Here is a 14,978-nt window from a genome sequence, read left to right on the forward strand (position 1 = left end):
GTGCAGCGGCTGCGGCGCATCCCAAGGAGTCTCGCGATGAACTGCATGCGGTTGTCTGCCGTCGGCGCACTGGCCCTGGGTCTGCTGGCGGCCTGCCAGCCGTCCGCAGCGCCGACCTCCTCCGCACCGGCCGCGCCGGCAACAGCGAAGGCCGCAGTACCGCCAGGGCAGGCCTTCGCCGCGCTGCTCGATGCGCAGTGGCAGTACCAGCTCGCCCACCATCCCGAGTTCGCCAGCATCATCGGCGACAGCCGCTACAACGATCGCTGGACCGACTATTCGCCGGCCGCGCTGGAGGCCGAGCGCCAGGCCACCGCCGGGTTTCTGGCGCGCTTCGATGCGGTCGATGCCAAGGCGCTGTCGGCGCAGGAGCGGTTGAGCCTGCAGATGATGCAGCGGCAGTTGCGCGACCGGCTGGAGGCGATCGCGCTGAAGAACGACGAGATGCCGCTGGAGCCGGTCGGCGGCATCCAGGTGGCGTTGCCGGGTTATGCGCAGGCGTTTCCGTTCGCCAGCGTCAAGGACTACGAGGACTACATCACGCGCCTGCAGGCGATCCCGGCGCTGCTCGACCAGGTGGTGGCGCTGTCGCGCGCCGGCGCCAGGGACGGGCTGGTGCAGCCGAAGTACCTGCTCGAGCGCATTCCCGCACAGGTGCGCGAGATCGCCGCGCCGGCCGGCGCCGACAGCCCGTTCGCGGCGCCGCTGCGGCAGTTCCCGGCGGCAGTGCCGGAGGCCGAGCGGCCGCGCCTGCGCGCAGCGATGATCGCGGCGATCGACCAGCAGGTGCGGCCGGCCTATCGAAAGCTGGCCGATTTCGTCGCCAACGAATACGCGCCGCAGGGCCGGGCCCACGAAGGCCTGTGGTCGCTGCCCGATGGAGAGCGCCGCTACCGCTTTGCGATCCACACCCAGACCACCACCGATCAGTCGCCCGAGCAGATCCACCAGACCGGCCTGGCCGAGGTCGCGCGCATCGAGGGCGAGATGGGCGCCATCGCCAGGCAACTCGGCTATGCCGACCTGGCGGCGCTACGCAAGGCGGTGGCCCATGACCGCAAGTTCTTCGCCACCTCGTCCGAGCAGATCCTGCAGCGCTATCGCGACGCCATCGCGCAGATGCAGCCGAAGCTGCCGACGTTGTTCGGCACGCTGCCGAAGACGCCGCTGGAGGTGCGCGCGATGCCCGCGTTCCGCGCCACCGCGCCCGGTGCCGAGTACTGGCAGAGCGATGCGCAGGGCAGCAAGCCCGGGTTGGTGATGGTCAACACCAGCGACTACGCGCACCGCACCCTGGTCAACATCGAGGCCACCGCGTATCACGAGGGCGTGCCCGGCCATCATCTGCAGATCTCGCTTGCGCAGACCCTGCCGTTGCCGCCGTTCCGCCAGCAGTCCAGCTACAACGCCTACGTGGAAGGCTGGGCGCTGTACGCCGAGCGACTGGGCAAGGAAGTCGGCTTCTACCGCGATCCTTACAGCGACTACGGCCGCCTGGCCGGCGAACTGCTGCGCGCCAACCGGCTGGTGCTGGACACCGGGGTGCATGCCAAGCGCTGGACCCGGCAGCAGATGATCGACTTCTTCCACGCGCATCCGTCCGACGACGAACCCAGCATCCAGTCCGAGACCGACCGCTACATCGTCTGGCCGGGCCAGGCGCTGGGCTACAAGCTCGGCGAACTGGACATCCTGGCGCTGCGCGAGAAGGCCAGGCGCGCGCTGGGCGATCGCTTCGACATCCGCGCCTTCCACGATGCCGTCCTCGGCGGCGGCGCGATGCCGCTGGACCTGCTGGACGCGCGCATCGACGCCTGGATCGCCCAGGTCCAGGCCGGCGCCCCCGCCACTCCGGAGACTCCACGATGACCTCCCGTTCCCGACTGCGCACCGCGCTGGCCCTGGCCATCGCCTGCACCCTGGCCTGGCAGGGCGCCGCGAGCGCTGCGCCGGCAAAGACCTCCACGCCGGCCGCCGCGGCTCCCGCCGGCGACGCGAGTGCGCGCTTCAAGGCGCTGTACCAGCGCGAATGGAAATGGCGCCAGGAGCAGTTCGCCGGCGCCGACGACGAAGACGCGCAGGGCCAGGCCGCCGATCACCTGCCCAAGGTCGATCCGGCCACCCAGGCGCAGCGCACCGCGTACTGGCAGCAGGTGCTGCACGACCTGGACGCGATCGACCCGACGCAACTGTCGGCACAGGACCAGGTGAACTACCAGGTCTATCGCCAGCAGCTGCAGGTGCTGCTCGACCAGCAGCGCTTCCGCGCCTGGGAAATGCCGTTCAACAGCGACACCGCGTTCTGGAGCGACCTGGGCTTCACCGCGCGCGCCACCCTGCGCAGCCGCGAGGACTACCAGCGCTACCTCGGGCAGCTCGCCGACATCCCGCGCTACTTCGACGAGCAGATCGCCAACATGCGTGCCGGCCTGGCGCGCGGTTTCGCCCAGCCGGCGGTGACGCTGCAGGGCCGCGACCAGTCGATCGCCGAGGTCGCGCAGGCGACCGGCGAGACCAATCTGTTCTACACGCCGTTCAAGCAGATGCCGGCGACGATCCCGGCGCCGCTGCAGGCGCAGTTGCGCGCGCAGGCGCGCACGGCGATTGCCCAGCAGGTGGTGCCGGCCTACGCCAAGCTGCTGCGTTTCATGCGCGAGGAATACCTGCCCAAGGCGCGCCCGGCGCTGGCTGCCGAATCGCTGCCCGACGGCGTGGCGTACTACCGCGCGCAGATCCGCGAATACACCACGCTCGACCTCAGCCCGCAGCAGATCCACGCGGTGGGGCTCAAGGAAGTGGCGCGGCTGCGCAAGGAGATGGACCAGGCGATCGCCGACAGCGGCTTCAAGACCCCGCCCGGGCAGCAGACGTTCCCGGCGTTCCTGCACTACCTGCGCACCGATCCGAAGTTCTACGCCAAGACCCCGGAGGAACTGCTCAAGGACGCGGCGTGGATCGCCAAGCGCGTGGACGGCAAGATCGGCGACTACATCGGCCGGCTGCCGCGGCAGCGCTTCGCGATCGAGCCGGTGCCGGCGGACCTGGCGCCGTTCTACACCGGCGGCCGCGGCGGCCCCGGCATCTACCTGGTCAACACCTACGACCTGCCGTCGCGGCCGCTGTACAACCTCACCGCGCTGACCCTGCACGAGTCCTCGCCCGGGCACGCGCTACAGATGCCGTTGGCGGCCGAGCAGGGCAACCTGCCGGATTTCCGCCGCTACACCTTCATTTCCGCGTACGGCGAGGGCTGGGCGGTGTACTCGGAATACCTGGGGCAGGAGATGGGGATGTACGACACCCCGTACGACCGCTTCGGCTACCTGACCTACCAGATGTGGCGCGCGTGCCGGCTGGTGATCGATACCGGCATCCACCACGACGGCTGGACGCGCGAGCAGGCGCAGGCGTTCCTGCGCGACAACACTGCGCTGAGCGAGCACGAGGTGACCACCGAGGTCGATCGCTACATCGCCTGGCCCGGACAGGCGCTGTCGTACTACCTGGGCGAGCTGAAGATCCTGGAGCTGCGGCGCAAGGCCGAGCAGGCGCTGGGCGAGAAGTTCGACATCCGCGCCTTCCACGATGCGGTGCTGGAGACCGGCTCGGTGCCGCTGCCGGTGCTGGAGCAGCGTATCGATCGGTTCATTGCCGAGGGTGGGAAGTCGCCGTGGGGCGCAGGAGACGAAGCAGTAGAGCATTGAGGAGTTGATGAGTTGAGCCCCTCTCCCCCCGGGAGAGGGGTTGGGGTGAGGGTCGGCGCGAAGCGCATGTGGTGTTTCAGCTGCACGAGGCTACGCCCGTACCCACATCCGCCCCTTCGGGACACCTTCTCCCGGTGGGAGAAGGGAAAAGCCGAGCCCCTCTCCCCCGGGAGAGGGGTTGGGGTGAGGGTCGGCGCGAAGCGCATGCGGTGTTCAGCTGCACGAGGCTGCGCCCGTACCCTCATCCGCCCCTGCGGGGCACCTTCTCCCGGTGGGAGAAGGGAAAAGCCGAGCCCCTCTCCCCCGGGAGAGGGGGGGGGGTGAGGGTCGGGCGCGAAGCGCATGCGGTGTTCAGCTGCACGAGGCTGCGCCCGTACCCTCATCCGCCCCTGCGGGGCACCTTCTCCCGGTGGGAGAAGGGAAAAGCCGAGCCCCTCTCCCACCGGGAGAGGGGTCGGGGCGAGGGTAGGAAGCGCCGCAGATCGTTGAATCGCCAGTGACACCACTTCCAGCGGGAGACGCTATGGCCGCACAAGGCAAGTTCCACAAGCGCTTGAGCCTGACCGATCTGACCTTCATCGGGTTGGGCTCGATCTTCGGCTCCGGTTGGTTGTTCTCGGCCAGCCACGTCTCGGCGATCGCCGGGCCGGCCGGCATCGTCTCGTGGATCGCCGGCGGCGTGGCGGTGCTGCTGTTGGGCCTGGTGTACTGCGAACTGGGTGCGGCGCTGCCGCGCGCCGGCGGGGTGGTGCGCTACCCGGAGTACTCGCACGGCGTGCTGCTCGGCTGGCTGATGGGCTTCATCACCCTGATCGCCTTCTCCAGCCTGATCGCGATCGAGGTGGAGGCGGCGCGGCAATACGCGGCCGCGTGGTTCCCGTGGCTCAACCAGGCCGGCAGCACCCATCCCAGCGTCGCCGGCTGGCTGCTGCAGCTGGCGCTGCTGGTCGCGTTCTTCCTGCTCAACTACTACAGCGTCAAGACCTTCGCCACCGCCAACAACATCGTCAGCGTGTTCAAGTTCCTGGTGCCGGTGCTGGTGATCGTGCTGCTGATGGCGCACTTCGATGCGCGCAACCTGCATGTACAGGGCTTCGCGCCGTTCGGTGCGGCCGGAGTGGAGGCGGCGATTTCCGCCGGCGGCATCATCTTCGCCTACCTCGGGCTGACCCCGATCGTGTCGGTGGCCAGCGAAGTGCGCGATCCGCAGCGCAACATCCCGATCGCGTTGATCCTGTCGGTGGCGCTGTCGACGGTGATCTACGTGTTGCTGCAGCTCGCCTTCCTCGGCGGGGTGCCCGCGCAGCATTTGGCCAACGGCTGGGGCGGCATCGACAAGGCGTTCTCGCTGCCGTACCACGACATCGCCCTGGCGTTGGGCATGGGCTGGCTGGCCGCGCTGGTGATCTGCGACGCGATGATCTCGCCCAGCGGCACCGGCAACATCTACATGAACGCCACGCCGCGGGTGGTGTACGGCTGGGCGCGCAGCGGCGGCTTCCTGCCGGTGCTGACCAGGGTGGACGCCGCCTCCGGCATCCCGCGCCCGGCGTTGTGGCTGAGCCTGGGCCTGTCGGTGTTCTGGACCCTGCCGTTTCCCTCGTGGGAGGCGCTGATCAACGTGGTGTCGGCGGCGCTGGTGCTGAGCTATGCGGTGGCGCCGGTGACCGTGGCCGCCTTGCGGCGCAGCGCGCCGGACTTGCCACGGCCGTTCCGGCTGCGCGGCATGGCGCTGCTCGGCCCGCTGTCGTTCATCGTCGCCGGCCTGATCGTGTATTGGTCGACCTGGAACACGCTGTCGTGGCTGCTCGGCCTGCAGATCGCGATGTTCGCGCTGTACGTGCTGTATCGCCTGCCCAACGCCGCCGGTCGCGCGCGGCTGTGGCGTCAGGTGCGCGGCGTACTGTGGCTGATCGTGTTCTTCGCGCTGGTGCTGGTGGTGTCGCGGCTGGGCACCTTCGGTGGCAGCGGCTGGATCGCGCATCCCTGGGACACGCTGTGCGTGGCGGCGATCGCGCTGGGCTGCTACCACTGGGGCGCGCGCAGCGGCCTGCGCCCGGAGGAACTGGCGCTGGAAGAGGACGACGGGGAGTAGCCGTCGCGTATGTGGATGGACGTAGGAGCGGCGCTTGTCCCCGTTGGTGGGATCAGCCGCGATGGGCCTTCCTGGTAGAGCCCGGTCGCGGCTGAAGCCGCTCCTGTGACAAAGCGTGCTATCGGAGGTATCGGAAACCGCATGAACAAGTTCGTCGTATCGATTGTCATGGCGCTGGCGTGCTGCGCCGGGGCTGCCCAGGCCGCACCCAGCGTCGCCGACTACCAGCGCTCGCTGGGCCTGCGCGAGGCCTGGATCGGCCTGACCGAGAACGTGACCTGGCCGGCGCAGTGGCGCGACGACGGCGCGTTCTACTACCGCAAGACCGTGCCGGGCGGCTTCGCCTTCGTGGTCGAGGACGTGGCCAGCCAGCGCAAGCAGCCGGCGTTCGACCAGCAGCGGCTGGCGCGGGCGCTGAGCGCGGCGACCGGCACCACCTACCCGGCGCTGCGCCTGCCGTTCGTGCGCTTCGCCTACGTCCCCGAGGGCGGCAAGGCACAGGCGGCGATCGCCTTCGATCTCGACGAACTGCCGTGGCGCTGCACCCTCACCACCTACGTCTGCGCGCGCGCCGACAGCGGCCCGCAGCCGCGACCGCGCGGCTTCGGCGTGGTCCGCGATCTCAGCGTGCCGGCCGACGCCACCCCGCGGCGCTCGCCGGACGGGCGCTGGGACGCCTATGTCGACGGCAACGCGGTGCTGCTGCGCGCGGTGGCCGACGGGCATACGCTGCGCCTGGCCGACGACGGCCGCAGCGACGATTTCTACGATCCGGAAACCATCGCCTGGTCGCCGGATTCGCAGCGGCTGGCGCTGTACCGGGTGAAGCCCGGCTTTCCCCGCCGCGTCACCCGGGTGGAAGCGGCGCCGCCCGGCGGCGGCCAGCCGATCGTGCGCACCCAGCTGTATCCCAAGCCCGGTGATGCGGTGGACATCGAGCGGCCGGTGTTGTTCGACCTCGGCGCGCTGGCGCGCGGCGGCGCGCCCAAGCGCCTGCCCATCGACGACGCCTTGTTCGCCAATCCGTACCAGCTCTCGCCGATCCAATGGCGCCGCGACAGCGCCAGCTTCGTGTTCGATTACGTGCAGCGCGGTTTCCAGCGCATGCGCGCGATCGCGGTGGACGCGGCCACGGGCCAGGCGCACGTGGCGGTGGGCGAGGACGCGAAGACCTTCGTCTATGCCGACCGCAGTTACCACCACGATGTCGATGGCCTGGGCCAGGAGATCCTGTGGATCTCCGAGCGCGACGGCTGGCGCCACCTGTACCTGTTCGACGGTGCCAGCGGCCGGATCAAGACGCAGATCACCAAGGGCGAGTGGATCGTGCGCGATGTGCTGCGCGTGGACGACACGCAGCGGCGCATCTGGTTCACCGCCAGCGGCATGGATGCGGGCAAGGATCCCTATTACCGACACTTGTTCGCGGTGGATTTCGACGGCAGTCACCTGACCCGGCTGACCCAGGCCGATGCCGACCACGACGTGGCCATCGCCGACGACGGCCGCCACTACGTGGACGTGTACTCGCGTCCGGACATGGCGCCGGTGATGGAACTGCATGCCATCGACGGGCGCCTGCTGCAGGTGGTGGAGCGCGGCGACATCCGCAAGCTGCAGGCCGCCGGCTGGCGCGCGCCGCAGACCTTCGTCGCCAAGGGCCGCGACGGCAAGACCGACATCTGGGGCATGGTGGTGCGGCCGCGCGACTACGACCCGCACAAGAAGTACCCGGTGATCGAGAACATCTACGCCGGCCCGCACGATTCCTTCGTGCCCAAGACCTTCTGGCCATTCGGCTACCACTCCGGTGGCGACAAGCAGATCGGCATGCAGGCCCAGGCCGACCTGGGCTTCATCGTGGTGATGATCGACGGCATGGGCACCGCCAACCGCTCCAAGGCGTTCCACGATGTGGCCTGGAAGAACCTCGGCGATTCCGGCTTCCCCGACCGCATCGCCTGGCACAAGGCACTGGCTGCGCAGGATCCGTCCTACGACATCGGCCGTGTCGGCATCTACGGCGCGTCGGCCGGCGGGCAGAGCACGCTGGGCGCGCTCGAGCGGCATCCGGATTTCTACAAGGTGGGCGTGGCCTACGCGGGCTGCTACGACAACCGCATGGACAAGATCAGCTGGAACGAGCAGTGGATGGGCTGGCCGGTGGACGCCAGCTATGCGCGCGCCTCCGGCGTGGACAATGCGGCCAAGCTGCGTGGCGACCTGCTGCTGATCGTCGGCGAGCAGGACAGCAACGTCGACCCGGCCTCGACCGCACAGGTGGTGGACGCGCTGATCAAGGCCGGCAAGGACTTCGACCTGCTCGTCGTGCCCGGCGGCGAACACACCGTCGGCCGCTCCACCGGTCCCATCGACTACGTGCAGCGTCGCCAGTACGACTTCTTCGTGCGGCATCTGTTGGGGGAGCCGACGCCGGCGTGGAACAGGCTGTAGGGGGGGGCGGGATTTGGGATTGGGGATTGGGGATTCGCAAAGGCGTGGTGGTTCCTGTTCCCGCGGGACTCGGCTTTTCCCTTCTCCCCTCGGGAGAAGGTGCCCCGCAGGGGCGGATGAGGGTGCGGGGGGATGCACCAGGTTCTGGGGCATCGCGCGGCCTCCGTCCCCTCACCCCAACCCCTCTCCCGAGGGGAGAGGGGCTTTGGCTTTTCCCTTTTCCCCTCGCGAGAAGGTGCCCCGCAGGGGCGGATGAGGGTCCGGGAGATGCACCAGGTTCTGGGGCATCGCGCGGCCTCCGTACCCTCACCCCAACCCCTCTCCCGAGGGGAGAGGGGCTTTGGCTTTTCCCTTTTCCCCTCGCGAGAAGGTGCCCCGCAGGGGCGGATGAGGGTCCGGGAGATGCACCAGGTTCTGGGGCATCCCGCGGCTCCGAACCCTCACCCCAACCCCTCTCCCGAGGGGAGAGGGGCTTTGGTTTTTCCCTTCTCCCCTCGGGAGAAAGTGCCCCGCAGGGGCGGATGAGGGTCCGGGAGATGCACCAGGTTCTGGGGCATCGCGCGGGCTCCGAACCCTCACCCCAACCCCTCTCCCGAGGGGAGAGGGGCTTCAGATCATCGCGCCGACGCGCCCGCTCTTGCCAATCCCCAATCCCGACTCCCCAATCCCACCCCTCAAGCCCCCGCCAACTCCGCCGATAACCCGGCAAGTCTCCCTGCGCCCCGACCCGCCATGACCGCCATCGCTCCCAGTTCTTCGATCGCGCTATCCGGCATGCGCGCCGCGACGTCCGGGTTGCAGGTGCGCGCCAACAACATCGCCAATCTCGCTACCGAGGGCTTCCAGCGTTCGGTACCGGTGAATCAGGCCACCGCCGGTGGCGGCGTGGTCGGGCAGGTGCAGCAGGCCGACGGGCAGGGCAGCGATCTGGTCGACGACATGGTCGGCACGCTGACCGAGCGCACCGCGTTCCAGGCCAATGCGCGCGTGCTGCGTGCGGCCGACGACAGTATCGGCAGCCTGCTCGACGTGCTCGCCTAAGCCGTCACCGACGCGCTGCGCTCCCGCAACACAGCACCGCCGCGACCACGCGGCTATGCGGTTTTCCGCATCCATCCTCGGCACAGCGCACAAGACGCTGCGGCGCGCGCAGCGCACGATGCGACGATCGCATTGCATCGGGGACGGTAGATGGATCGGAGAGATTTCCTGCGGCAGGGCTTGGCGGTCGGCGCGATTGCCGGCGTGGAAGCGCTGGCCGGGCGTGCCGCTGCGGCACCGACAGCAGCCAGCGCCGCGCGGGCGCCGGCAGCGCCGCACCTGCGGCCGCTTGCGGCCGACGCGCTCGCCGGGCATACGCTGCAATGCCGTTTCGTCGAGGCCGGTGCGACCTGGGAGGTCTACGAAGACCTGCGCCAGCCCGACGGCGATCTGACCCTGCGCGGGCCGGGCGGGGTGCTGGTGCTGGGCAAGCGCACCGAAGCGGTGTTCCCGGCGGCGCAGGCGCCGTACTTCGGCATGGCCCTGGCCGAAGTGGCGATGGCCGATGCCGATCTGCTCGCCGATCGCTTGCTGCGCGATGGCGACCCGCGCGCCGATGAGGTGCGCGACGTGGCGCCGCCGCCGGCCTCGCAACTGGATCCCAAGGACTACAACGGGCGCCTGCCGTGGACCACCTTCGTCGGCACCCGCGAATGCGCCGACACCATGCCGGTGTACCCGGACGGGCGTACCCGCTGCTACCGCGCCATCCAGACGTTCCCGGAACTGGGCAAGGACGAACTGGTGCGGCGTCGCAGCGAAGGCCTGCTCGGTGGCTGGATGCCGGCGGTGCGCAAGGTGGTGCCGGCCGGCGACGGCCGCTACTACGACATCCTGCTGTTCGCCGACGTGCTGGCCGAGGACCGCTTCGTGGTGCAGACCTGGCACCGCAGCGCGCTGGTCGAGCATGGCAAGGTCAGCAAGGTGGTGTACGGCTACAGCTATCCGGACTACCCGCCGCGGCGCGGCCCGCGCAGTGCCGAGGAGTTCTACCGCGGCCTGCTCGCCTTCGCCGGCTACTGGCAGGCGCAGCTGGGCGACACCGTGCAGGCGCAGACCCCGGACCCGAGTTGGCGCGACATGGCGCGCTTCGCCTTCGCCCGCGAGCTGGTGGTGCGCCCCGGCGGCACCTATCCCAAGTACGGCGCGGTGGACCGCGACTACTACGGCAACGAGTACGACGGCTTCCAGGACACCTTCACTAGTTCGCTGTACGCCAACCTGGAGTGGGGCCGCTTCAGCCAGGCCGCGGCGGTGCTGGACGGGTATTTCAGTGATTTCGTGCAGGCCGACGGCATGGTCAACATGCGCGGTCCGGAGACCGGCCAGTTCGGGCTGACCCTGTCGCTGCTGGCGCGCTACCTGCGCTACACCGGCGATGCCGCGCTGCTGCGCAAGCACCGCGACAAGATCGCCGCCACTGCGCAGGTGCTGGTCGAGCTGCACGACGCCAGCCTGCGCCTGCCGGCGTCGGCACCGGGGCATGGCCTGATTCACGGTTGGAACGAATCCGATGCCTGTCTGTTCCCCGATCCGCAGGTGTGGTGGAAGCCGTACTACGCCAACAGCGCGCTGGCGGTGCGCGGTTGGCAGGACCTGGCCGCGGTGTGGGCCGGCATCGCCGGGCCGGGTGGGCAGGCCGCCGCAGCGCAGTGGCAGCGCCGTGCGCAGCAGCTGTCCGCACAACTGCTGCGCACGCTGCGCGGCAACGTCCGCCGCGACTTGCAGCCGCCGTACCTCGGTCCGCTGCCCGGGGTGAAGCTCACCTTCCGCCAGTCGCTGCAGCAGGAACACCCCAGCGAGCAGGGCTGGCCGCACCGCGCCTACGCCGAACTGCTGCAGGCCGATGTGCTGCCCGACGACCTGGCGCACCTGGTCATCGACTGCGTGCGCGGCCACGGCGGCACCAGCCTCGGCGTGGTCGGCAACATCACCGCGCCCACGCCGGAGGCGCGCGACCTGCTCGGCTTCATCTCCTACGGCTACGCGCAGCAGTTGCTGCGCCTGGACCGGATCGAGGAATACCTGCTGTTCCTGTACGCGCACCGCTACCACGTGCATACCCGCGGCAGTTGGACGGCGGGCGAGGTCAGCGGCATCACCGGCGGCATGCCGCTGTTCTGCATTCCCGCGCAGATGACCATCCCGCTGCTGCTGCGCTGGATGCTGGTGTTCGAGGACAGCGCCGGCGAGGAACTGTTCCTGGCGCGGGCGCTGCCGCGCGACTGGCTGGGCAGCGGCGAGACGATCGCGATCGAGGCGGCGCCGACGCGCTGGGGCAGGGTGTCGCTGACCCTGCAGGGAGACCCGGCGCGCAAGCGCGTCGACGGCAGCGTGACGCTGCCGGCGCAGCGCCCGGCGCGGACTTGGCTGACCCTGCGCGTGCCGGCTGGCACCCGCCTGCAGGAGGTGCGGCTGGACGGACAACTGGCGGTGCTGTCCGGGCCGCGCAATGAGCGTGTGCTGGTCCCGGCCGGCAGCGCGGCGACGGTGGCGATTTCGGCTGTCTACGGCTGAGTGGCGAAAAAGTCGGAAACGTCCCGCCGGTCCGCGGGGCAATGCGGTATTCCGCACGTTTTCCCGATAAATACGACAAGACGCCGCGCGCGTCCTACGCGCACATTGTGACCGTGCAGTGAATGTCCAGGGGGAGATTCGTTGCACGTCACCGGGGACGCAGCGCATGGGTCGTGCGCGTCGCCGTGCAGGCGGCGTCGGGATCGTCCCGTCCGGCGGCGCCTGCGTGGACACGTCCGTTTTCGTATCCGCCACATGTGCTGGCGTCGGGGCGGCCGCCTGGGGAAGGGCGGCGCTCCAGCGATCGCCAGGCCGCCGCTCAGGAGATTTCCGATGCCGTCTTTGCTCGAACGCGTTGTGCCGCTGCTCCCGTGTTCCTGGCGCGCCGCGCCGCAACCCGGTCCACTGGCTGCGGCCATCTGCACCGCGCTGGCCCTGCTCGCGCCAGCGGTGCAGGCGCAGGATGCGCAGACGCAGGACGCTCAGGCGACCACGCTGGAGCGGGTCAGCGTCACCGGCAGCCATCTGCGCCGGGTCGATGCCGAGACCGCCAGCCCGGTCATTACCATCGACCGCCAGCGCATCGAGGACAGCGGCCAGAACACGCTCGGCCAGTTGCTGCAGCAGCTGCCGGCGATGGCCGGCAACATGCCCAACGTGGCGCTCAATTCCGGCTTCAGCCACGGTCGTGCGCTGGTCTCGCTGCGCAATCTCGGCCCCGAGCGCACCCTGGTGCTGGTCAACGGCCACCGCATGGCCGGGCCGGCCAGCAGCGTCGCCGCCGCGCCCGGCGTGGACGTCAACGCGATTCCGGCGGCGATGGTCGAGCGCATCGAGGTGCTCACCGACGGCGCCTCGTCGGTGTACGGCTCCGACGCCATCGCCGGCGTGGTCAACATCATCCTCAAGGACAAGTACGACGGTTTCGCCGCCACCGCCGACTACGGCCTGAGCACCCACGGCGACGGCAACCGCCGCTCGCTCGGCCTGGAGTGGGGCAAGACCTGGGACCGCGGCGGGCTGATCCTGGGCGTGAGCCGCAGTTCCATGAACGCGCTGTACGACAGCGACCGCGACTATGCGCGCACCGCGCACAGCTATCTCAACGGCGACGTGGTGGAGCGCCGCGGCAACGGCACCCGTGCCTTCCTCAGCAATGGCAGCGTGCTGACCCCCAACGCCAACCTGGCACCTGGCCAGGTCAACGCCAGCGACTTCCACACCTACAGCCAGGCGGTCGAAGGCTACAACGCGTACACCGGCCAGTACCTGATCACCCCGGTGCAGCGCACCAACGCCTCGGCGCACGCCAGCTTCGACTTCACCCCGAACGTGCAGGGCTACCTGGACATGTTCTGGACCCGCAGCGAGACCACCTCGCAGCTCACCGCCTACGGCCTGGAACTGCCCAACGCCGCGCAGAACTACTACAACCCCTTCGGCGCCCAGCTCAGCCGCTACCTGCTGCGCTCGGTGCCGGCCAACACCCGCGTCTACACCTCGACGATGTACCAGACCAACATCGTCGCCGGCCTGCGCGGCAAGTTCGGCGACAGCAGCTGGCAGTGGGACGCGGCGGCCGGCTACGCGCACTACAAGGACACCCTGGTGCGCAACGGCTTCTCCATCACCTCGGCGCTGAACAACGCGGTGGGCGCCTCGTTCCGCGACAGCGACGGCACCCTCAAGTGCGGCACGCCCGGCAACGTCATCGCCGGCTGTACCCCGATCAACGTGTTCAACCCGGACGATCCGGCCACCATCGCCGGCATCAAGGCCACCCAGAGCGCGGTCGACCTGATCGACGAGAGCACCATGAAGTTCGCCGAGGCCAGCGTCAACGGCGACCTGTTCGCGATGCCGGCCGGCACGGTGCAGGCCGCGTTCGGCCTGTCGTTCCGCAAGAACGGCTTCTCGCAGGGCACCAGCAATCCGGTGGCGGCCGCCGATGCGGAAGGCAACTGCGATTACAACGACGGCTGCATCATGAACCAGGGCCACGACGAGACCATCAAGGAGGCCTACGCCGAAGTGCTGGTGCCGCTGCTCAAGGGCGTGACCGGCGCGCAGGCGCTGAACCTCAACCTGGGCACGCGCTACTCGCGCTACGACTACTGGGGCAGCACCACCAACAGCAAGGTCGCGCTGGAATGGCGGCCGATCGACAACCTGCTGATCCGCGCCACCGGCTCGCAGGTGTTCCGCGCGCCGGCGCTGGGCGACCTGTACGGCTCGCCGTACAACGGCGTGGTCGACGATGTCGCCGACTACACGGATCCGTGCAACGGCTACACCGGCGGCGGCAATCCCGCGGCCTGCGCCAACGTGCCGACCAATGGCCGTTTCGTCAACACCTCCACCTTCACTGTGCTCACCACCGGCTCGGCCAACGCCGGTTTCGCGATCAAGCCCGAGCAGGGCCGTTCCTACAACATCGGCGCGGTGTACGACCCGGGCTGGGCCGAGGGGCTGTCGCTGAACCTGGATAGCTGGCGCGTCACTCTCGACGACATGATCAACGGCGTCGGCCTGAATCAGGTGCTGCAGTATTGCTACGATGGCCAGAGTGCCTACTGCCCGTTGATCGAGCGCGGCCCCACCGGGCAACTGGTCAGCGTGACCGTGCCGTTCGCGATCAACAGCGGCAAGGTCGACATCCGCGGCGACGACGTTGGCATCAAGTACGCCTTGCCCGAGACCGCGTGGGGTCGCTTCCGTGCCGGCGTCGATGCCACCTACCTGTCCAGCTACAAATTCAGCGGCGATCCGCACAACTATGTGGGCGAACAATCCAGCTACGGCAATCTGCCGCGCTGGCGCGCGAACTTCACGCTCGACTGGGACAACGGTCCCTGGCACGCGAGTTGGAACACCCGCCTGATCGGCCGTACCACGGTCGGCAGCGCCTACGAGGACTTCTGCGTCAACACCGCCGCCGACGGCAGTTGCGTGTATTTCCCGGTTGGCACGGTGACCTACCACGACGCCAGCGTGAGCCGGAAGTTCGAGCGCCTGCACAGCACCCTGGCGCTGGGCGTGAACAACCTCGGCAACCGCACGCCGCCGCGCTACTACGGCTACGCCAGTGCGGCCAACACCGACGCGTTCACCTACGACACGCTTGGGCGTTACTTCTGGGCGCGGATCAGGACCGAGTTTTGAGTCGC

At 69.2% G+C, this 14,978-nt stretch carries 7 protein-coding genes; all 7 read left to right on the plus strand.

What is annotated here, in order from left to right:
* Window positions 1-36: 36 nt before the first annotated feature.
* The 7 genes from Q7W82_RS10165 to Q7W82_RS10195 all read left to right on the plus strand — a co-directional run bounded on the left by Q7W82_RS10165 (window position 37) and on the right by Q7W82_RS10195 (window position 14,973).
* A complete protein-coding gene (locus Q7W82_RS10165; protein ID WP_242156745.1) occupies window positions 37-1,869 on the plus strand; it encodes a DUF885 family protein in 1,833 nt (610 codons plus the stop codon).
* The gene (locus Q7W82_RS10170) at window positions 1,866-3,704 is read left to right on the plus strand and encodes a DUF885 family protein (protein ID WP_242156746.1); all 1,839 of its coding nucleotides are present in this window, start codon (window positions 1,866-1,868) and stop codon (window positions 3,702-3,704) included. Before Q7W82_RS10165 ends, Q7W82_RS10170 begins: the two co-directional genes overlap by 4 nt.
* 523 nt (window positions 3,705-4,227) lie before the next feature.
* Complete coding sequence (locus Q7W82_RS10175) at window positions 4,228-5,799, plus strand: APC family permease (protein WP_242156747.1); 1,572 nt, start codon at window positions 4,228-4,230, stop codon at window positions 5,797-5,799.
* 141 nt (window positions 5,800-5,940) lie between these two features.
* On the plus strand, window positions 5,941-8,253 hold the full coding sequence (locus Q7W82_RS10180; RefSeq protein ID WP_242156748.1) for a S9 family peptidase: 2,313 nt from the start codon (window positions 5,941-5,943) through the stop codon (window positions 8,251-8,253).
* Window positions 8,254-8,985: 732 nt separating this feature from the next.
* Window positions 8,986-9,294: a flagellar basal body protein gene (locus Q7W82_RS10185; RefSeq protein WP_160947066.1), complete on the plus strand. Its 309-nt coding sequence runs from the start codon at window positions 8,986-8,988 to the stop codon at window positions 9,292-9,294.
* 150 nt (window positions 9,295-9,444) lie between these two features.
* Window positions 9,445-11,811, plus strand: a complete 2,367-nt coding sequence (locus tag Q7W82_RS10190; RefSeq protein ID WP_242156751.1) for a Tat pathway signal protein — start codon at window positions 9,445-9,447, stop codon at window positions 11,809-11,811.
* Between the two features lie 333 nt (window positions 11,812-12,144).
* Complete coding sequence (locus Q7W82_RS10195) at window positions 12,145-14,973, plus strand: TonB-dependent receptor (RefSeq protein WP_242156753.1); 2,829 nt, start codon at window positions 12,145-12,147, stop codon at window positions 14,971-14,973.
* Window positions 14,974-14,978 lie beyond the last annotated feature (5 nt).

The sequence above is a fragment of the Xanthomonas indica genome, from assembly GCF_040529045.1.
Taxonomy (GTDB): domain Bacteria; phylum Pseudomonadota; class Gammaproteobacteria; order Xanthomonadales; family Xanthomonadaceae; genus Xanthomonas_A; species Xanthomonas_A indica.